The sequence below is a fragment of the Phytoactinopolyspora alkaliphila genome (assembly GCF_010550695.1).
GTDB lineage: Bacteria > Actinomycetota > Actinomycetes > Jiangellales > Jiangellaceae > Phytoactinopolyspora > Phytoactinopolyspora alkaliphila.
Genome location: NZ_JAAGOB010000002.1, coordinates 587,969 through 606,977, shown reverse-complemented (window position 1 = coordinate 606,977; position 19,009 = coordinate 587,969). Strand labels below are relative to the sequence as shown.

General features: G+C 68.3%; 17 protein-coding genes. 8 read left to right on the top strand and 9 right to left on the bottom strand.

Annotated features, from left to right (window positions below; all coding sequences use genetic code 11):
- Window positions 1-8: 8 nt before the first annotated feature.
- The 5 genes from G1H11_RS05800 to G1H11_RS05780 form a co-directional block, all read right to left on the bottom strand.
- Window positions 9-1,334, bottom strand: a complete 1,326-nt coding sequence (locus G1H11_RS05800) for a Gfo/Idh/MocA family protein (protein ID WP_163816881.1) — start codon at window positions 1,332-1,334, stop codon at window positions 9-11.
- A gap of 2 nt (window positions 1,335-1,336) precedes the next feature.
- Complete coding sequence (locus G1H11_RS05795) at window positions 1,337-2,830, bottom strand: mannitol dehydrogenase family protein (protein WP_216843478.1); 1,494 nt, start codon at window positions 2,828-2,830, stop codon at window positions 1,337-1,339.
- Window positions 2,827-4,239: a glucuronate isomerase gene (gene uxaC / locus G1H11_RS05790; protein ID WP_163816880.1), complete on the bottom strand. Its 1,413-nt coding sequence runs from the start codon at window positions 4,237-4,239 to the stop codon at window positions 2,827-2,829. The genes G1H11_RS05795 and uxaC overlap by 4 nt, the downstream gene beginning before the upstream one ends.
- A 314-nt stretch (window positions 4,240-4,553) precedes the next feature.
- Window positions 4,554-5,594 (bottom strand): LacI family DNA-binding transcriptional regulator, encoded by a 1,041-nt coding sequence (locus G1H11_RS05785; protein ID WP_163816878.1) that lies wholly within the window; start codon window positions 5,592-5,594, stop codon window positions 4,554-4,556.
- Window positions 5,595-5,797: 203 nt separating this feature from the next.
- Complete coding sequence (locus G1H11_RS05780; protein ID WP_163816877.1) at window positions 5,798-6,388, bottom strand: hypothetical protein; 591 nt, start codon at window positions 6,386-6,388, stop codon at window positions 5,798-5,800.
- Between the two features lie 330 nt (window positions 6,389-6,718).
- Between G1H11_RS05780 and G1H11_RS05775 the strand changes: the two genes are divergently transcribed.
- The 3 genes from G1H11_RS05775 (at window position 6,719) to ispF (ending at window position 8,481) form a co-directional block, all read left to right on the top strand.
- A complete protein-coding gene (locus G1H11_RS05775; protein WP_163816875.1) occupies window positions 6,719-7,201 on the top strand; it encodes a CarD family transcriptional regulator in 483 nt (160 codons plus the stop codon).
- A 69-nt stretch (window positions 7,202-7,270) separates the two neighbouring features.
- Window positions 7,271-8,014, top strand: coding sequence for a 2-C-methyl-D-erythritol 4-phosphate cytidylyltransferase (gene ispD, locus G1H11_RS05770; protein WP_216843477.1), 744 nt, complete (start codon window positions 7,271-7,273; stop codon window positions 8,012-8,014).
- On the top strand, window positions 8,011-8,481 hold the full coding sequence (ispF, locus tag G1H11_RS05765) for a 2-C-methyl-D-erythritol 2,4-cyclodiphosphate synthase (protein WP_163816873.1): 471 nt from the start codon (window positions 8,011-8,013) through the stop codon (window positions 8,479-8,481). Before ispD ends, ispF begins: the two co-directional genes overlap by 4 nt.
- On the opposite strand, the gene G1H11_RS05760 is transcribed toward ispF, so the two are convergent.
- Window positions 8,471-9,262 carry a phosphatase PAP2 family protein gene (locus G1H11_RS05760; protein ID WP_163816871.1) on the bottom strand — a complete coding sequence of 264 codons (792 nt, stop codon included), beginning with the start codon at window positions 9,260-9,262 and terminating at the stop codon, window positions 8,471-8,473. The genes ispF and G1H11_RS05760 overlap by 11 nt on opposite strands.
- A gap of 68 nt (window positions 9,263-9,330) precedes the next feature.
- Here G1H11_RS05760 and cysS point away from each other — a divergent pair, with 68 nt between their 5' ends.
- The 3 genes from cysS to G1H11_RS05745 all read left to right on the top strand — a co-directional run bounded on the left by cysS (window position 9,331) and on the right by G1H11_RS05745 (window position 12,989).
- Complete coding sequence (gene cysS, locus G1H11_RS05755) at window positions 9,331-10,752, top strand: cysteine--tRNA ligase (protein WP_163816869.1); 1,422 nt, start codon at window positions 9,331-9,333, stop codon at window positions 10,750-10,752.
- Window positions 10,752-11,714, top strand: a complete 963-nt coding sequence (gene rlmB, locus G1H11_RS05750; protein WP_163816867.1) for a 23S rRNA (guanosine(2251)-2'-O)-methyltransferase RlmB — start codon at window positions 10,752-10,754, stop codon at window positions 11,712-11,714. Before cysS ends, rlmB begins: the two co-directional genes overlap by 1 nt.
- 123 nt (window positions 11,715-11,837) lie before the next feature.
- Window positions 11,838-12,989, top strand: a complete 1,152-nt coding sequence (locus tag G1H11_RS05745) for an acyl-CoA dehydrogenase family protein (RefSeq protein ID WP_163816865.1) — start codon at window positions 11,838-11,840, stop codon at window positions 12,987-12,989.
- Between the two features lie 334 nt (window positions 12,990-13,323).
- On the opposite strand, the gene G1H11_RS05740 is transcribed toward G1H11_RS05745, so the two are convergent.
- Both G1H11_RS05740 and G1H11_RS05735 read right to left on the bottom strand, forming a co-directional pair.
- Complete coding sequence (locus tag G1H11_RS05740; RefSeq protein ID WP_163816863.1) at window positions 13,324-14,592, bottom strand: DUF4032 domain-containing protein; 1,269 nt, start codon at window positions 14,590-14,592, stop codon at window positions 13,324-13,326.
- 146 nt (window positions 14,593-14,738) lie between these two features.
- Window positions 14,739-15,860: an ABC transporter ATP-binding protein gene (locus tag G1H11_RS05735; protein ID WP_163816862.1), complete on the bottom strand. Its 1,122-nt coding sequence runs from the start codon at window positions 15,858-15,860 to the stop codon at window positions 14,739-14,741.
- Window positions 15,861-16,104: 244 nt separating this feature from the next.
- Between G1H11_RS05735 and G1H11_RS05730 the strand changes: the two genes are divergently transcribed.
- Both G1H11_RS05730 and G1H11_RS05725 read left to right on the top strand, forming a co-directional pair.
- Window positions 16,105-16,542, top strand: coding sequence for a CBS domain-containing protein (locus G1H11_RS05730; protein WP_163816860.1), 438 nt, complete (start codon window positions 16,105-16,107; stop codon window positions 16,540-16,542).
- Between the two features lie 320 nt (window positions 16,543-16,862).
- A complete protein-coding gene (locus G1H11_RS05725) occupies window positions 16,863-18,176 on the top strand; it encodes an MFS transporter (RefSeq protein WP_163816858.1) in 1,314 nt (437 codons plus the stop codon).
- A 47-nt stretch (window positions 18,177-18,223) separates the two neighbouring features.
- Here G1H11_RS05725 and G1H11_RS05720 read toward each other — a convergent pair whose 3' ends face one another.
- Window positions 18,224-19,003, bottom strand: a complete 780-nt coding sequence (locus G1H11_RS05720; protein ID WP_163816856.1) for a helix-turn-helix transcriptional regulator — start codon at window positions 19,001-19,003, stop codon at window positions 18,224-18,226.
- Between the last annotated feature and the right edge of the window lie 6 nt (window positions 19,004-19,009).

Below are 19,009 nucleotides of genomic sequence, written 5' to 3'. Positions count from 1 at the left end.
CGCGATAGTCAATGATCATGGAAGGTGACGAGGTCTGCGATGTCGACCGGGAGACCTGTGGCGAACGACCGGTTCGCCGCCGCGCCCGTGAGCATGGCGTACGCCCCATCGACGTGGCCCGCGGCGCGCCGCAGCGGGTCCGGCTCGGGCTGCTCGGCGAAGATGTCCGCGAGCAGCCGGCGGTCGCCGCCGCCGTGTCCTCCGCTGCCTTCCTCGCTGATGTCGACCCGGCGTGCCTTGCCCCACAGCGGCTGCACGGTGAGTCTCGTCTTGTCGATCGGGTCGTTGTCGGGCTGGTCGGCACCGGCCGCGTTCGGGTCGATGACCTCGCCACTGACGTAGGAGCGCTCGACCACCTCCAGCTCCGCCCGGCCCTTGGTGCCGTTGAACCCCACCCGGTAGCCCTCCCACGGCGAGTAGGCGGTGAGGTGGTAGCTCATGGTGGCCTTCGTGTCGTAGCGCACGAGCACCGCCATGTCGTCCTCGATGCTGATCCCGTCGCTGAAGACGTTGCGGTCGCGGATGTAGCCGTCCTCGCCCTCGGCGTCAAGGTACAGCGCCTTCAGTTCCGGCTCGCTTTCCAGATCGATCGCCCACGGGTCGGTGGCTAGGTCGGGGCTGCCGTGGCTGCGGTAGCTGCGCATTGCCTGGCCACGGGCCTGGGCGTTGTCCGAGCCGTAGAACTTCAGGTCCCCGAAGCCGAACACCGTCCTCGGCGTTGCGTCGAGCCACCAGTTCACCAGGTCGAAGTGGTGGCTGGACTTGTGAATCATCAGCCCGCCGGAGTTGCGCTTGTCCCGATGCCAGCGACGGAAGTAGTCCGCGCCGTGTCTGGTGTCCAGCAACCACTCGAAGTGCACCGACTGCACGTCCCCGATGGCGCCGGAGCCGATCAGTTCCCGAACGGCGCTGTTGCGCGGCGCGTATCGGTAGTTGAACGTGACGGTGAGTTTGCCGCCGGTGCGGGCTTGCGCGTCGAGGATCTGCTGACATTTCTCCTCGTCGGTGGTCAGCGGCTTCTCGGTGATCGCGTCCCGGCCGTTCTCCAGCGCCTGGACGATGTAGTCGTGGTGGGTCCGGTCGACGGAGGTGACGATCACCGCGTCGACGCGTTGCTCGTCCAGCATCCGCGAGAAGTCGGCTGGACCGTACGTGGGCACCGGGCCGGCGCCGAACTCGTCGGCGAAGCGCTTGTTGTGGTGATCCATTCGGGTCTGGTTGACGTCGCACAGGCCTGCCAGCTCGCCGGCGTCACGGTGGTCGGTGAGCAGCGCGCGGGTGTACATCGCGGACCGCGAGCCGAGTCCTACGACGGCGTACCGCTTTCGTGTCATCGTCACACTCCTTGCAATGTGGGGGCGACGCCATGGTCGCGCAGAGCGGTGTACCAGTACGTCACGGCATCGACGAACTGGTCGTCGTGGGCGAGGTCGTCGCAGAAGACCTCACGCACGGCCAGGACATTGCGAACGGTCTCGCGCGTCGGGACGGCGCTGTCGAGAAGCTGGACCAGCCGGCCGGCCATCGGGTCGGACACCTCAAGGGTGCCACCTTGGTCGTCCCGGCCGAGAAGGAAGCGCATCCACGCCGCGACCAGCAGAGCTCCGATCCGTGGGACGGCTCCCGTGGAGCGGCGCTCACGCACGGCGGAGAGGATGCGTTGCGGGAGCTTCTGGCTGCCGTCCATGCCGACTTGGGCCGTGCGGTGCCCGAGCGCGGGGTTGGCGAACCGGCTCAGGACATCCTCGCTGTAGGCAGCCAGGTCGAGCCCGTCCGGAGCCGTCAGCGTCGGGATCGTGTCTTGCTCGATCAGCGTGCGGGCCGCCCGCTCGATCAGCGGGTCGGCCAGGGCGTCGGCAATGGTGCGATAGCCGGCGAGCGCGCCCAGGTAGGCGATGAGCGAGTGGGTGGCGTTGAGCAGCCGGAGCTTGACGCGCTCGTAGCCCGCGACGTCCGTGGTGAGTGTCGCTCCGGCCTTCTCCCATGCCGGGCGTGGCCCGAGAAACTCGTCGCTGATGACCCATTGGGTGAACGGCTCCGCCACCACGGCGGCGTCGTCACGGACGGTGAGCAGCCGGTGTGCCTCGGCCCGGTCGGCATCGGCGGTGGCTGGCACGATCCGGTCCACCATGGTGCTGGGGAATGTCGTCTGCCGCTCGATGTACTCGCGGGTCACCTCGGCGTCGGGTCCGGACAGGCGCTCGGCGAAGTCGCGGACCAGCCGGCTCAGCACCACGCCGTTGTCGCTCAGGTTGTCGCATGAGATCAGAGCGATCGGACCGGCGCCATGTACCGCTCGTCCCTGGAGGCCGCGGACGAGCTGCCCGACGACGGTCTCGGGCGGGCGACCGGCGAGATCGGCGTCGATCTCGCCGTCGAGCCGGAGACGGCCACCGTCGAGCCGGTACCCCTTCTCCGTCACCGTCAACGTGACCGCGTGAACATCGGGACTGGTCAGTGCGTCGATGATGGGTTGTGGGTCGACGGCCGCGCACGCGGTTCGCCGGATGACGCCGACGACGCCCACGCTGGGCGGACCGTGCGTGGGCCGCACGAGCAGACTGTAGAGGCCGTCCTGAGCGGCGAGCCGATCGGTGACCGCTGGAGACCGCTGGCTAGAGGCCAGGACACCCCAGGTGTGATCGCCACCGGAGGTCACCTGGTGCGTGTACCAGGCCTGATGGGCGCGGAAGAACGCACCGGCGCCGAGGTGGACCAACCCCACCTGCAGATCCCGCGGGTCGTAGCCCGGCCGTGCCGGCTCGGGTACGGCACCCAGCCCGGCCAAGCCGAGCCGGCCGCCCGCGTCTCCCGGGAGGTTTCCCGTCACAGCCTGTACACCTCCTTGGCGCGGGTGTAGGCCATCGCGCGCGCCGTCTCATGCGCTTCGTCGATGGACAGCCGGTGCTCCGCCACGAGCTGAGCCAAGTAGCCACAGTCGATGCGCCGGGCGACGTCGTGGCGGACCGGAATGGAGGCGAACGCCCGGGTGTCATCGTTGAAGCCGGCGGTGTTGTAGAAGCCGGCGGTCTCGGTGACGAGCTCCCGATACCGGCGGATGCCGTGCGGGCTGTCGTAGAACCACCATGCCGGGCCTAGCAGCATGGCCGGGTAGTACCCAGCCAGCGGGGCCAGTTCGCGGGAGTACGCCGACTCGTCGAGCGTGGACACAACGAGGGTGAGCCCGGGTTCGTTGCCGTACTTGTTGAGCAGCGGGCGCAGGTTGTTGACGTAGTCCGTGGGGGCGGGAATGTCGGCACCCTTGTCCGGGCCGTAACGAGCCAGCAGACGGGGGTCGTGGTTGCGGACCGCACCCGGATGAAGCTGCATTACCAGGCCGTCGTCGAGGCTCATCGCGGCCATCTGGGTGAGCATGTGCCCGCGGAACTGCTCGGCGTCGACGGGATCGTGGTCACGCTCGATGATCCGGCGGAAGAGCTTCTCGGCATCGGTGCCGGGCAGGTCGGCCGTGTAGGCGCTGGGGTGGCCGTGGTCGGTGGCGGTGGCGCCCATCCGGACGAAGTACTCGCGGCGTTGCCGCAACGCGTCGAGGTATCCCCGGTAGGACGTGGTGTCCTCACCGGTGACCTCGCCCAGCGTCCGGAGCGATTCGTGGAAGGCAGGCTGATCGGGGTCAAGCACCTTGTCCGGCCGGAAGGTGGGTATGACACGGCCGGTCCACGCGTCGTCGGCGATCAGCCGATGGGCCGCCAGCTGGTCCGTGGCGTCGTCGGTGGTGGCGAGTGCCTCGATGTTGAAGCGCTCGAACAGGGCGCGCGGGCGGAACTCGGGTCGGCCGAGCCGGTCCAGGAGCTGGTCATACACGTCGTCGGCGGTATCGGCGGCCAACCGGGTGGTGATGCCGAAGACGCCCGCGAGCTCCATCTCGAGCCACAACTTGCTGGGAGTGCCGCGGAACAGGTGCCAGTTTTCGCACAGCAGTCGCCACACTTGTCGGGAATCGGTCTCTCGCGGGGTGTTGTCTACGTCTACCAGGCCTAACTCCGCATGCGACATGCCAGCGGAGTGAAGCATGCGATGCACGTAGTGATCCGGGATGATGAACAGCTGCGCCGGATCCGGGAAGGGCTCGTCCTCGGCCAGCAGGGCGGGGTCGACGTGTCCGTGCGGACAGACCAGCGGCAGGTCTCTCACCTGCGCGAAAAGCTCTCGTGCCAGGGCCCGCACGGACGGCTCAGGCGGCAACAAGCGATCGTCACTCATGTCTACTTCGGCCATCGGCCCACTCCTCGCCACATCGCTCCGATCGTTCTGTCGTGCCCGCGCAGGCGCCAGCATACAGGAAACCGGTTTCAAGGCAATGAATGGGCCCGCGACCCCGGGAGGTGCGCGGCTCGGAGAGCGAAGGCAGCGTGAACACGGATGGAGGGGTCGCGGAGCCGGCCGTCTCTCCTGGCGACGCGGGCCACGTGGAGTGGTTCAGGTAGAACGGGTCAGGTAGAAGGGCCAGGCGGAGTGGGCAAGGCGGAGTGGCCGGGCCAGGCCGAGTGGGCCGGGCAGAGCGGAGGCCGAGCGCGCCGCGATGGAGCCGTTCAGCTAGGCGCGGGCCCGGTGCTGCCGCGGACTTCGAGGCGCGGGCGGAAGTGGACGTTCTTCTCCGGCGTCTCGCCGCTCATCAGAGACCACAGCCGCCGCCAGGCCTCAGGGCCGAGCCGGTCCATCGGCACCGAAGCGGTGGTCAGTGGCGGTGTGGTGTATCTGACAAACGGGATGTCGTCGAATCCGACGATCGACATCTGCGTGGGCACGTTGATCCCGAGCTCGTGCAGCCTGCTCAACGCGCCGAACGCCACGAGGTCGTTGTACGCGATCACCGCCGTGACATCGTGATCGGTCAGGTGGTCGGCGACGGCGTGGCCGTCGGCGAAGGTGGCGCCGCATGGCAGCTCGAGCAGCTCGAAGGTGTTCTTTGCCGCCTTGTGCAGGGCCTCGACCCGGTTGCGGTTAGACACGCTCGTGCCGGGACCGGCCAGGTACGCCAAGCGCCGGTGTCCCAGACTGAGCAGGTGGGTCACCAGGTCCCGGATGCCCGCCGCGAAGTCGATGGTCAGCGACGGAACCGTGGTGCCTGGCAGTTCCCGATTGATGAGGACGCAGGGCGCGAGCCTGGGAGCGAGTTCGTACAGCTGCTCATCCGTCATCCGAGGCGCGCACAGCACCAAGCCGTCACAGCGGCGCCGGGCCTCAACGGCGAGCACCGGTTCCTCGTGGAGGTTCTCGTTGGAATCGGCCACAAGCAGGCGATAGTCCTGCTCACCGGCGGCGTCGGTAAGGCCGTGCAGAATGCCCTGGAACATCGGGTTGCCGAGATCGGGCACCAGCATGGCGATGATCCCGGTCCGGCCAAGCGCCAGGCTCCTGGCCACCGGGCTGGGGTCGTAGCCGAGCTCTTCCGCGGCCGAGCGGACACGCATTGCCAGGTCTTCGGCGACGCGCGGATTGCCGTTCATCACACGGGACACGGTGGCCCGGGAAACGCCGGCCACCTTCGCCACGAGGCCGATGGTGACCCGCTCAGCCGGAATGGCCGGTGCGGGTACCTCTCCGTCGCCTCGCTGAGAGCGGTTACTCATGGTCTGCCGCGTCCTCACGTCTCGACAGGTGGATGTGATGCCCAGAGTAGATGACGCGGCGCCGGAGCGGGGGAACCGAGCCGCGACACGGTGCGAGGCAAGGCCCGGTGGGGGGCCTGGTGTGGTGATGCCGCGAGGGGTGGTGAGGTCAGTGGCGGTGCGCCGGGAGGGTGCTGCCGAGCACCGGCGGGAGAGTACTGCGCTCAGCTGTCGGCGTTCTCGTCCTCGGCGTCTTCAGCGTCGGGGTCCTCAGCGTCGTCGCTACCTGGCTCACCGCCGTCGTCGTCGCCGCCCAGGTCGGCGGCGTCGTCGGTGGGAAGCTCCTGGGTCTCGGGGAACGTGACGGCGGCATAGGGTCCGTCGGCTTTCTTGACCAGAGTCTCCACGGTGACGCGCGGTGCGTTGGCGAAATGGAACTCGACCTCGGTGGTGAGGCCCGGTGTGAGTTCGACGTCCTGCAGATCCACCTGCTCGGTTTCCGGGCCCAGCGACGCGTACCCGCGCGCCGGTATCTCCAAGGGGCCGTCCGCGGGTGTGGCTGACGCGTCTCCGATGCGGACCTCGACGAGCTGATCGGCCTCACCACGGTTCGCGAACGACGACAACACCGTGGCCTGGCCGTCCGTGGACGCCACGACCAGGACATTGCGCAGACCGATGTCTCCGGCCTCGGCCGGTGCGCCGTTGTAGCGCGGGTACCACCCTTGGGTCTGTTCGTAGATGCCGCACCCGCCGAGAGTGAGCGCCAGCGCTGGAAGGCTGAGCAGGACGCTGCGGCGGATGGCAGAATTCACCGGTGACTCCTCGACGACGTGCTGTGGAACGCGCGGAAACATGTCGGTCCAAGAGTACCGAGGGGCCGTGGGGCTGCCCGGTCGCAGGGGGTGCGCATGCCGGCCATCGCTGGACGAGGCGGCGTGGGAACGGTCCAGGAAGATCGGTTTCTTCGCGGCCGTCTCCACAACCATCGGGCCTGAGAACGCCCGTTCACCTGCGCTGAAAGGCTGGTCGAAGCACGTGGTCAATGGATTGTCAAGCCCTACTTTTGGCTCTGACCAGCATAAACGCTCTAGAGGTCTGCCAAAGTCGTGCTATCCTTGGTGTGGGAAAGGGGACAGGAACATATGACTTTCAAGGTCGGCGAGACGGTTGTCTACCCGCACCACGGGGCTGCGCTCATTGAGGCGATCGAGTCTCGGGTCATCAAAGGAAAGGAACGCCAGTACCTCGTCTTGAAGGTCACCCAGGGTGACCTGACGGTCAAGGTCCCGGCAGACAATGTCGACTTGGTCGGCGTTCGCGACGTGGTCAACCAGGAAGGGCTTGACCGGGTCTTCTCGGTCCTTCGGGCTCCGCATACCGAAGAGCCCACCAACTGGTCCCGTCGATATAAGGCGAATCTGGAGAAGTTGGCCTCGGGTGACGTCATCAAGGTAGCCGAAGTCGTCCGGGATCTGTGGCGGCGGGAGCGTGATCGCGGCCTCTCGGCCGGCGAGAAGCGCATGCTGGCGAAGGCACGGCAGATCCTCGTGTCTGAGCTCGCGCTCGCTGAGCACACCAACGAAGACAAGGCGGAGACCCTCCTGGACGAGGTTCTCGCCGGCTGAACGTGCCGCGGGACTGAGAACGGTGGCGAGAGGCCGCGCCCCAACGGGCGTGGCCTTTTCGCGTTCAGTGTGCAACCGATCGTGGAGGTGACGGTGGCCGCGGTGGGCCTGGTCATCCCGGCCGCCGGGCTGGGTGAGCGCCTGGGCGTGGGTATGCCGAAGGCCCTGTTCGCCGTCGGCGGTGAGTCGCTGCTCGTCCACGCGGTCCGGGCCGGCACCGCCTCGGGGGTCGTCACCAGCGTGGTGGTTGCTGCACCGATGGGGCAGGCCGCGTCCGTCCACAGCATGATCGAGCGGGAGCTTCCGGCCGGGGCCGCGCTGCGCGTGGTCGATGGCGGCGCCACCCGGCAGGCCTCCGTACGCGCCGCGCTCGCGGAGCTGCCGGCGGACGTTCGGGTGGTGCTGGTGCACGACGCCGCGCGCTGCCTCGCACCCGCAGCCCTCTTTGCCGATGTGGCCGCCGCGGTGGCCGGTGGCGACGACGCCGTGGTGCCGGGCCTCGGCGTCGTCGACACTCTCAAGGAGGTCGGTCCGCTCGGTGAGGTGATCGCCACGCCGGATCGGTCCAGACTGCGCGCTGTGCAGACACCACAGGGCTTCACACGAGAAATCCTCGAGCGGGCGCACCATGAGGCATTGCGACGCGGCGACAACGACGTCTCCGACGACGCCGGCCTCGTCGAACGGATCGGCTGCCCGGTGCGCGTCATCCCGGGCCATGCGGAGGCGTTCAAGGTGACGCGGCCGCTCGACGTGGAACTTGCCGAGGCCGTGCTCACCAGTCGGCGAGGCACGGTAGAGGAGTCCCCATGATTCCCAGAGTCGGCATCGGGGTGGATGTCCACCCACTGGAGAACGGACGCCCGTGCTGGGTGGCGGGCCTGTTCTGGCCGGACGAGCCGGCCGGTTGCGCTGGGCACTCCGACGGCGACGTCGCCGCTCATGCTGCCTGTGACGCCCTGCTGTCCGCGGCGGGCCTCGGCGATCTCGGCGCCGTCTTCGGCACCGACCGGCCGGAATGGTCGGGCGCGTCCGGCATCGCGCTGCTCGCCGAGGTGGCGCGGCTCGTCGATGAGCGGGCGGGCGTCATCGGCAACGTCGCGGTACAGGTGATCGGCAACCGCCCCAAGATCGGGCTGCGCCGGGCCGAGGCGGAGGAGACGCTGAGCCGGGCCGTCGGCGCGCCGGTCAGCATCAGCGGAACCACCACCGACGGGCTCGGGCTCACCGGACGGGGCGAGGGCTTGGCGGCTACCGCGGTGGCCCTGGTCAGTTTCTAGCGGCGAGGGACGGCGGCCAGGTCAGGGCCGGCCACGGGACCGGGAGCCGCAGCACGGCGGTGGCCACCGACAGCGCCAGGCCGCCCAGGACCCACCCGCCCGGGATGTCGCTGAGCCAGTGGTAGTCCAGCAACGTCATGAGCATGCCGGACACGAAGACGATGGCGATGGCGGCCGGCAGCCAGCGGCGGAAGAGCCGCCGGTCCGGTCGCCAGCCCCGGCTGCCGAAGAGGATGATGACGATCAGGAACCACGTGAGGGTGGCGTTGGCGGTGTGCCCGGAGGGAAACGCCTGCCCCTCTCCGTGCAGGATGTCCACGCCGGTGTGCGGTGGCGTTCTGGCGAGACTGAACTTGATCCAGTATCCGACGAAGAACACGGTGACCAGACCCGAACCGACCGCCACCAGGACCCGGATGTTGCGCTGTTTCCAGGCGACGAAGAGCCCGACTGCCACCAGGATGGGAAGGGTGTACAGGCGCTGGCCGCCCAGGCTGGCAACGGCGTTGAGCATCTCGCGCGATGCGCCTTCGGGTTGGCGCGGGTCCACATAGGTGTGCAGTGGCCAGTCCCACGCGATGGCCGGCCCGCGGACCACGACCTGCCAGGTGAGAAAGCCCAGTACCGCTGCCATAGACATCCCGGTGACCAGTGGGGCTAGCCACCAGTGGGCTGGACGGTCCGTCGCCGGGGACGTCCCGGGCGACGAATCTTCCGAACCGGCGGCATCGGGCAGGCCGGCGTCCGGAAGGCCGGGGGTGGACCGTTCGACGTCGGACACTAGTGCTGCTCCACGGGTTCTGGTCGGGGGCGGCTGTCGATACGGGCCAGAGTAGCTAGTCTTGTCCGGTGAGTTTCCGCCTGTACGACACCGCCACAAGAGATATCCGCGACTTCGTTCCGGTGCGCCCGGGCCACGTGGGTATCTATCACTGCGGTCTGACGGTACAGGGACCGCCCCACATCGGGCACATTCGCAAGGAAGTCGTCTTCGATGTCCTGCGGCGATGGTTCGAGTACAACGGACTCGAGGTCACCATCGTCGCCAATATCACCGACATCGACGACAAGATCCTGGCGAAGTCCGCGGCGGCCGAACGTCCCTGGTGGGCGTGGGCCTACGACCACGAGCGCGCTCTCGACGCCGCCTACGAGGTGCTCGGCTGCACGCCTGCCACCTATCAGCCGCGGGCAACGGGGCACATCACCGAGATGGTCGAGCTCATGCAGGCCCTCGTCGACGGCGGCCACGCCTACCCGGCTGCCGACGGCTCCGGCGACGTCTACTTCGACGTGCGCTCCTGGCCGTCGTACGGGGAGCTGTCCGGGCAGAAGGTGGACGACATGGAGCCGGCTACCGACGCCGATGCACGAGGCAAGCGTGACCCGCGGGACTTCGCCCTGTGGAAGGGGCACAAGCCCGGCGAGCCCGCCTCGGCTTCGTGGCCGACGCCGTTCGGCCGGGGGCGGCCGGGCTGGCACCTGGAATGCTCGGCGATGGCCGCGAAGTACCTCGGCGAGGAGTTCGACATCCACGGTGGCGGGATCGACCTGAAGTTCCCGCACCATGAGAACGAGCTGGCGCAGTCGCGTGCGGCGGGTCAGCCGTTCGCCCGGTTCTGGATGCACAACGCCTGGGTCACCATGTCCGGCGAAAAGATGAGCAAGTCTCTCGGCAACTCGTTGCTGGTGTCCGACGTGGTGCGCCGGATCCGACCGATCGAGCTGCGTTACTACCTCCTGGCGGCGCACTACCGCAGCCACATCGACTTCTCCGAGGAGTCGATGGCCGCCGACGCCGCGGCGTTCCGCCGGCTCGAGGGGTTCGTGTCCCGGGCCTCGGAACTGGTGCCCGAGGACGTGCGGTCCGCATCGGTGCCCCAGGCGTTCGCCGACGCTATGGACGACGACCTGTCGGTGCCTCAGGCGCTGGCGGTGCTCTTCGACACCGTCCGGGACGGCAACAACGCGCTTGCTGCGGCTGACAAGGCAGCCGTGCGGGAATCTCTGGCCCAGGTCCGTGCCATGCTGGGGGTGCTGGGACTGGATCCGCTGGCTGACCCGTGGGTCGGCCTGGACTCGGTGGGAAGTTCCGGTGATCGCCTCCGGCAGGTGGTGGACGGCTTGGTGATGACCCTGCTCGACCAGCGCCGGGAAGCCAGAGCGCGGCGGGATTTCGCCGCGGCCGACGCCATCCGGGAGCGCCTCAATGCCCTCGGCATTGTTGTAGAAGATGGACCATCAGGTACTCGTTGGGAGTTGGCTGACTGATGCCGGGAAACTCGAGACGCCGGGGCGCCATGCGCAAGCCCGGCACGAAAAAGGGCATGCAGGTCGGCTCTGGTGGGCAGCGGCGACGCGGTCTGGAGGGCAAGGGCCCCACACCACGCGCGGAGGAACGTACCGGGCACCCGAAGGCTCGCCGGGCGGCATCGAAGGCTCGGGCCGAGGACCAGGGACCTCGTCGGCAGACTGCGGTACGGGGCAGGCCGGGAACGGCGGAGACCGTCGCCGGGCGAAACGCCGTCGTCGAGGCGCTGCGCGCCGAGATTCCGGTGAAGGCGCTGTACGTCGCTGAGCGGATCGACAGCGACGAGCGGGTGCGTGAAGTGCTCAAGCTCGCTTCGGACCGGCGGTTGCCACTGCTGGAGGCTCCGCGTTCCGAACTGGACCGGGTCACCGGCGGAGCGGTTCACCAAGGCTTGGCCCTGACCGTCCCCGCGTATGAATACGCCCATCCGGACGACCTGCTGGAAGCGGCGCACAACGCCGGAGAGGTGCCCCTGGTAGTGGCGGTGGACGGCGTGACCGACCCACGGAACCTGGGCGCAGTGGTCCGATCCACGGCGGCGTTCGGCGGGCACGGCGTGCTGATCCCGGAAAGGCGCAGCGCCAGCATGACCGCCGGCGCATGGAAGACCTCCGCCGGAGCAGCGGCCCGCATTCGCGTCGCCCGTGCCACCAATCTGGCGCGGCAGCTGCGTGCCTATCGTGAGGCCGGCCTGTTCGTGATCGGCCTGGACGGAGACGGCGAGCTTGAGATCGCAGACGCGGCGACGTTGGCGGAACCGATGTGCCTGGTTGTGGGGTCCGAGGGTGCGGGCATGTCACGTGTCGTCGCTCAGGCATGTGATCTCGTCGTCCGAATTCCCATCACCCGCGAGGTGGAATCCCTCAACGCGGGCGTCGCGGCAGGAGTGGCCCTCTACGAGATCGCGCGCGCAAGGCGGTAGGCTGGCGCTTCCGGCTGGGTGTGTGACCCGGGTCACCACCTAGGAGCGCGCTCCGGCCGGCCACAACGACCACAGCCGGCGGACGACCTCTGACCGGTGTGAGCCGCGGAGGTGCGAGCTACCGTGCCCGTGACACGTATTCTGCCGACCCCTGAGGCCGGTGAGTTGGTGACGCTCGTACGCGACATCGCCGACGCCGAGCTACTGCCGCGGGCGTCGGAAGCCGAAGCTGCGGGCCAGTACCCGCGAGACCTACTCCAGCTGATCGGGCGTACCGGCTTGCTCGGGCTTCCCTACGCCGACGACCTGGGTGGCGGAGGGCAGCCGTTCGAGGTCTACCTGCAGGTGGTGGAGGAGCTGGCGGCGCGGTGGGCCACCGTGGCGCTGAGCGTCAGCGTGCACACCCTCTCCTGCTGGCCGCTGGCGGCTCACGGCACTGACGAACAGCGCAAGCGCTGGCTGCCGGACATGATCGGTGGGGAGTTGCTCGGCGCGTACTGCCTGTCCGAGCCGCACGCGGGCTCTGACGCTGCGGCGCTCACCACCAAGGCGGTCCGCGCGGGTGACGAGTACATCCTGGACGGCACGAAGGCCTGGATCACCCACGGTGGCCAGGCGGACTTCTACACGGTGTTCGCCCGGACATCTCCGGATGGTTCCCGCGGCATCTCGTGCTTCCTGGTTCCGGCCGACACGGCTGGAATCTCCTTCGGCGCACCGGAGCGCAAGATGGGCCTGACCGGGTCGCCCACCACGCTGGTCCATTTCGACGGCGTGCGCATCCCCGCGGAGCGCCGCATCGGCGACGAGGGCACGGGATTCGGCCTCGCCTTGCAGGCGCTCGACGCCGGCCGGCTGGGCATCGCGGCGGTCAGCACCGGCCTCGCGCAGGCCGCTCTGGACGCGGCCGTGGCCTACGCGAAGAGCCGCGAGCAGTTCGGCCAGGCCATCATCGCCCACCAAGGGTTGGGATTCATGCTCGCCGACATGGTGGCGGCCGTGGAGGCGGCCCGGGCGCTGTACATCACCGCTGCGCAGCGACGGGACGCCGGGTTGCCGTACCGCCGCGAGGCCAGCGTCGCCAAACTCGTCGCCACGGACAACGCGATGAATGTGACGACGGACGCCGTCCAGGTGCTCGGCGGCGCCGGATACACCCGTGACTACCCGGTCGAGCGGTATTTCCGCGAAGCCAAGGTGATGCAGATCTTCGAGGGCACCAACCAGATCCAGCGCCTCGTGATCGCCCGGCACCTGGAGCGCGAAACCCCCTAGTCCCCCCGACTGGGCGCCCTCCGTCCCGGCGCATGCCAGGGGTTAGCATCGTTAATGCGCCCGAAATGTCCGTTTCCAGCGACCACAAACCCTGGCATGCCCCGGAAAGTGGCTGAGGAAAGGACCAATCCGCGGGGCTCCCGGCGCCGAACAGGGGGCATGAAGGCACACGGAGGCTCGGCGCATCTCTGGGGCGCTGCCGCGCTCGCAGGAGTGGTCGCCGGCGGGCGCCGCGGATGAGTCGCCGGCCGACGTCCAGACGCCGTTGCGTCCTGCGGACCGAGCCCCCTGGGCCACGGACCGCAGGACGCAACAGCGGGGCGTCGAGGACGGCTCAGCCGAGTTCGTCCCACGGGATCCGGAACGGCTGCGTCTGCTCCGGATCCTCCGACGTGCCGCCGAGGATCGCGAGCTCGTCCGGCTTGTGTCGCAGGACGTTGTCGACGTAGTCCTGAGTGGTCTCCTTCAGCCCGACGTCGTGCCCGGCCTGCTCGGACAGGTACCACCGGTGCTCCAGGACCTCGTGGTAGATCTCCGGCGCCTCCAGCTTGCCTCGGAACTCACGGGGGATCGCGCGCATCACCGGCTCGAAGCAGTCCAGGACCCACGAGTTGGCCACGATCTCCTCGTCCTCACCCTGCTGGTCGGTTTCGGCGGCGTAGGCGTCGAGGTCATTGAGCAGCCGCCTGGCCTGGTTCTCCTGCGCGTCGATGCCAGTGAGCCGGAGGAGGCGGCGGGAGTGGTGGCCCGGATCCACCACCTTGGGCTGGACCCGCACGGTGCGTCCGCCGATGTCGGTGATGATGTCCAGTTCGGCGACGTCGAAGCCGAGTTCGTTGAGGCGTTCCACCCGGCGGGCGATCCGCCAGCGGTCGTTGACGTCAAACGCTTCCCAGCCCGTGAGTTCGTCCCAGAGCGTGTGATAGCGCTCGAAGACCTGGTCACTCACGGCGATCGGGTCCACCGTGTCGTCCAGGTAGCCGGCCGCGGCCAGGTCCATCATCTCGCCGGCGATGTTCACCCTGGCGATCTCGATGTCGTGTTCGCGCTGCCCGGTGCTGAGTGCCTCGTGCAGATCGCCCGTCTCGGCGTCGACCAGGTACGCGGCGAAGGCGCCGGCGTCCCGGCGGAACAGCGTGTTGGACAGGGAGCAGTCGCCCCAGTAGAAGCCGAGCAAATGCAGCCTGGCGATCAGCACCACGAGGGCGTCGATCAACCGGTCGACGGTCTCCCGGCGCATCATCCTGGCGAACAGCGCGCGGTACGGCAGTGAGAACTGCAGGTGCCGGGTGACCAGGATGGAGTCGAGGGGCTCGCCGTCCGGCGCCTCCCGGCCGCTGATGACGCCGACGGCCTTGACCGCAGGAACGTCGAGCCGGTCGAGGTCACGCAGGAGCCGGTACTCTCGATCGGCGAAGGACTGCACCACTTCCTTCAGCGCATATACCCGCCCGCCCAGCCGGGTGAACCGCACGACGTGCCGGGAGATGCCGCGGGGCAGTGCCACCAGGTACCACTCGGGCCATTCCTCCAGTGGCATGTCCCACGGCAGGTCGAGCAGTGCCTGCTGCTCGCGCGGCGAGGCGAGGATGCGAAGTTCCATGCTCACATTCTCTCGTGTCAGGCTCCGCCGCCGAGCACCAGAGCGTGAACGACAGCGAGGCGGGACGCTGAAATCTCAGCGTCCCGCCTCGTGTTCACGTGCAGCGCGCGCGTCCGAAGAACCGGACGTGCGTGCTCAGAGCCGTGTCAGTACGAGATACGCTCACCGGTCTTGGTGGAGAAGAAGTGCGACTCTCCGCCCTTGACCTTGAATACGACCTTCTCGCCCTTGGCCGGAGCCATCCGCGGCTCGACTCGCGCGATGATGGTGTCGCTGCGCATCCGGTCGGTCGCCTCCGCGGCCTTGGGGCCGGTGGGGTGGCCGTAGATGAACGCGTCGGAGCCGAGCTCCTCGACGACATCGACGGTGACCGGGATACCGCCCTCGTCCTCCGCGGACGACGGGATCAGCGACTCCGGACGGAAACCGACCGTAAGGGTGTTCGAGCCTTCGTTCGAGACGGCGCTGAGGACCGACGTCGGCACCTCCACATTGGCCTCGCCGAGCTTGGCGCGGCCGTCCGCCAGATCGAAGGTGGCGATGTTCATGGCCGGGGAGCCGATGAAGCCGGCGACGAACACGTTGGCCGGGGTGTCGTAGAGGTTCAGCGGGGTGTCCACCTGCTGCAGAATGCCGTCCTTGAGCACGCAGACCCGGTCGCCCATGGTCATGGCCTCGATCTGGTCGTGCGTGACATAGACGGTGGTGATGCCGAGGCGTCGCTGCAGCGACGCGATCTGGGTACGCGTGGACACACGCAACTTGGCGTCCAGGTTGGACAGCGGCTCGTCCATGAGGAACACCTGCGGCTCACGGACGATGGCACGGCCCATGGCGACACGCTGACGCTGACCGCCGGAGAGGGCCTTCGGCTTGCGGTCGAGGTACTCGACGAGGTCGAGCAGCTTGGCCGCGTCCATGACCCGGCGCTGGATCTCCGCCTTCGGGGTACCGGAGATCTTCAGGGCGAAGCCCATGTTCGCGGCAACCGTCATGTGCGGGTAGAGCGCGTAGTTCTGGAACACCATGGCGATGTCCCGGTCCTTCGGCGGCATGTGGGTGACGTCGCGGTCCCCGATGCGGATGGCGCCGGCGTCGACTTCCTCGAGGCCGGCGAGCATGCGCAGGCTGGTCGACTTTCCACAACCGGAGGGGCCGACGAGAACGAGGAACTCGCCGTCTTCGATCTGCAGGTCGAGACTGTCGACCGCGGGCTTCTCCTGACCCGGGTAGACCCGGGATGCCTTGTCATACGTGACAGTGGCCATGCTGCTGCTTCCCTTCACCGGCAGGTACGTGCCGGACGATCCGTAGTGAAGTGGATGGGTATGAAATTGTGGCCCGCGCACGGGCGGGTTGAAGCTGACGATACACGGCCATGGTGAGACACGTCACGCCGGGAGTCACATGCGGTTCTCGTCGCCGTTTTCCCGGAAGACCTTTCGTAAACGGCCTGGAGAACGTACGGTTCAAAGGCACGAGGTGTACTCCGACACCGGCAGGAGGCTCCCCATGCACGTATCCGATCTGATCCGGGCCAAAGGCAACTCCGTGGTCACGGTCGCTCCCGGCGACGACGTCCGCACGCTGCTCGCGGTGCTGGCAGAGCACCATATCGGCGCTACCGTGGTGTCTTCCGGCGACGGCGCCATCGACGGCATCGTCTCCGAGCGAGACATCGCGCGGGCACTGGCGAGAGACGGAGCGGCCATCCTGTCCGCCCCGGTGTCGTCGATCATGACGTCGCAGGTCCGGACCTGCGAACCGGATACTCACCTGGACGAACTGTCTCAAGTGATGACCGACGGGCGGTTCCGCCACGTCCCTGTCGTCCAGGACGGCCGGATGATCGGGATCGTGAGCATCGGTGATGTCGTCAAGAGCCGGATGACCGAGCTGGAGCTGGAACGCGACTCGCTGACCACGTACATCCGGACGGCCGCCACTTGACCTTCGGCCGGCAGCGCGCTGCCGCCTCAATGGGGTGCACCTGCGCGTGCCTTTGCAATGCGCACATATACGCAACGAGGCTGCGCCGCCGTGTACGGTCATGTGCCCCTGATGCGCCGGTGTGCGCATTGCAAAGGAACGCGCAGACCTTCGCCACGCGCAGACCCACATGACACCAAGACCCACACCCCGCCCGGGTCCGGCGTGCGCCGCGGCTGTGAGCTTGCTGACGCGTCACACCCCGGGTGCCTAGCTGACCTGGGCGGACCCATACGTATGGACAGCGGGCCAGGCACGTGTGGGTGGACAATGGTGGCCTGATGGCAACGTCGCGCCGCGCATGGGTCGTGTGGGGTGTGGGGCTGGTCGCGTACATCGTCGCGGTCCTGCACCGCACTTCCTTCGGCGTCTCCGGCCTGGACGCCTCCGCTCGGTTCGGCATCTCCGCGAGCGTTCTCGCCTCCTTCGTCGTGCTCCAGCTGCTGGTCTACGCGGGGCTTCAGGTGCCGGTGGGTGTCCTGCTGGACCAGATAGGCCCGCGGCGGCTGCTGATCATCGGCGCCGCGATCATGGCGGCCGGCCAAGTGGTCCTCGCGGCTGCCGGGTCGGTGCCGGTGGCGATGGGCGGGCGGGTGCTCGTCGGCGCCGGCGACGCGATGACGTTCGTCAGCGTCCTGCGGCTGGTGGCCGCCTGGTTCCCGTCCGGCCGGGTACCGGTGATGACGCAGCTCACCGGGCTGATCGGCCAGCTCGGCCAGGTCCTGTCGGCGGTGCCGTTCGTGGCGGTGCTGCACCAGTTCGGCTGGCCGGTCGCGTACACATCCGCGGCGAGTATGAGCGTGCTGGTGGTGGTGCTGGCCGTGGCCGCGATCCGCGATGCGCCGGACGTGCGGGCTGTGCCGATCCGCACCGGTGTCTGGGGTGGCGCCGGTCGTGATCTGGTGACCGCCTGGAAACATCCGGGGACTCGGCTCGGGCTCTGGTCGCACTATTCCACCGGCTTCGCGGGCATCGTGTTCGCGATGATGTGGGGCTTCCCGTTCATCGTCGCCGGCCAGGGCCGTTCACAGGCGTTGGCCGGTACGCTGCTGACGCTCATGGTGCTGGCCGGCGGGGTGGCCGGTCCGGTTCTGGGCGTGCTGGTCACGCGTCATCCGCTGCGGCGTTCCTGGCTGGTGCTGGGCGTCGTCGTCGCGAACGCCGCGGCGTGGACGCTGGTGATCGTCTGGCCGGGTCAGGCACCGATCTGGACGCTGGTCCTCCTGGTGCTGTCGCTGTCGCTGAGCGGACCGGGCTCGATGGTGGCGTTCGACTTCGCGCGGACGTTCAATCCGCCTAACCGGCTGGGCACCGCCACCGGCATCGTCAACGTGGGCGGGTTCACTGCCGCGTTGATCACTATCCTGGGTGTCGGGATCGTGCTGGACATCCGCACCGGCGGGGCCAGCACCTATGAGCTCGACGACTTCCGGATCGCCCTGTGCGTGCACTATCTGATCTGGGTATCCGGGCTGGTCGGGATCCTCCGGGCGCGGCGACTGGTCCGGCGGCGAATGGCGGAGCACGGCGTCGTCGTTCCACCTATTCGGGAGGTCATCGAACGACGACGACGCCACCGGCGCTCACAGACCTGATCCGGCATGCGGGCGGTCGTGTCCCTCCTGAACTCCTCACTGCGATGTCAGCGCCGGAAGTATGCGGCGGTGAACTCGTCCTCGGGGTAGAAGGTCTCGATGGCCAGCTCGGAGACGGTCACGTCGGCCGGGGTGCCGAACACGGTCGTCATGCTGAACATGGAGATGAGGCCGTCGTCGGTGCGCAACCGGCACGGAACCACCAGGGAGGGGGCAGACGTGCCGTGTCCGGGCGGGGGCGCGGGATAGGCGCGTAACTCGTCGATGAGCTGACCGAGCTGCGGGTCGGCTGTCTTCTCGTGGTCGAGCTGGAGACGGGCGAAGATGTGGTCTCGCCACTCGCTCAGATTCGCGATGCGGGCAGCCAAGCCGTCCGGGTGGAACGTCAGATGCAGCACGTTGACCGGTGGCTCGAGCAGGAACGGCGCGGCGCCCGCCATCAGAACATGGATGGCGTCGTTGGCTGCGACCAGGTTCCATCGGCGGTCGACGACGAGAGCTGGGTACGGTGCATGCGCGTCGAGGATGCGATTGATCGCCTCGTTGACCACCGACAGTGGAGGGTCGCTGAGCCGGCGTTGCGAGTAGGCGGGAGCGAAACCGGCGCTGAGCAGCATCGCGTTGCGGTCCCGCAGGGGCACGTCCAGGCACTCGGCCAGCCGCAGGATCATCGCCGCCGTGGGCGCGGACCGGCCGGTCTCGATGAAGCTGATGTGCCGGGCGGACACCTCGGCGTGCAAGGACAGCTCGAGCTGGGTGAGCCGTCGTCGCTCGCGCCACCAGCGCAGCGACTGCCCGACCGGGGCGGAGATGTCGACAACTGTCATGCCGAC

Bases quoted from the DNA above. Each gene is read 5' to 3' on its own strand.
- uxaC (WP_163816880.1), bottom strand. From the start codon at position 4,239: ATGGCCGAAGTAGACATGAGTGACGATCGCTTGTTGCCGCCTGAGCCG.
- G1H11_RS05730 (WP_163816860.1), top strand. From the start codon at position 16,105: ATGCACGTATCCGATCTGATCCGGGCCAAAGGCAACTCCGTGGTCACG.
- G1H11_RS05800 (WP_163816881.1), bottom strand. From the start codon at position 1,334: ATGACACGAAAGCGGTACGCCGTCGTAGGACTCGGCTCGCGGTCCGCG.
- rlmB (WP_163816867.1), top strand. From the start codon at position 10,752: ATGCCGGGAAACTCGAGACGCCGGGGCGCCATGCGCAAGCCCGGCACG.
- G1H11_RS05725 (WP_163816858.1), top strand. From the start codon at position 16,863: ATGGCAACGTCGCGCCGCGCATGGGTCGTGTGGGGTGTGGGGCTGGTC.
- G1H11_RS05785 (WP_163816878.1), bottom strand. From the start codon at position 5,594: ATGAGTAACCGCTCTCAGCGAGGCGACGGAGAGGTACCCGCACCGGCC.
- G1H11_RS05740 (WP_163816863.1), bottom strand. From the start codon at position 14,592: ATGGAACTTCGCATCCTCGCCTCGCCGCGCGAGCAGCAGGCACTGCTC.
- ispF (WP_163816873.1), top strand. From the start codon at position 8,011: ATGATTCCCAGAGTCGGCATCGGGGTGGATGTCCACCCACTGGAGAAC.
- G1H11_RS05720 (WP_163816856.1), bottom strand. From the start codon at position 19,003: ATGACAGTTGTCGACATCTCCGCCCCGGTCGGGCAGTCGCTGCGCTGG.
- G1H11_RS05775 (WP_163816875.1), top strand. From the start codon at position 6,719: ATGACTTTCAAGGTCGGCGAGACGGTTGTCTACCCGCACCACGGGGCT.
- G1H11_RS05735 (WP_163816862.1), bottom strand. From the start codon at position 15,860: ATGGCCACTGTCACGTATGACAAGGCATCCCGGGTCTACCCGGGTCAG.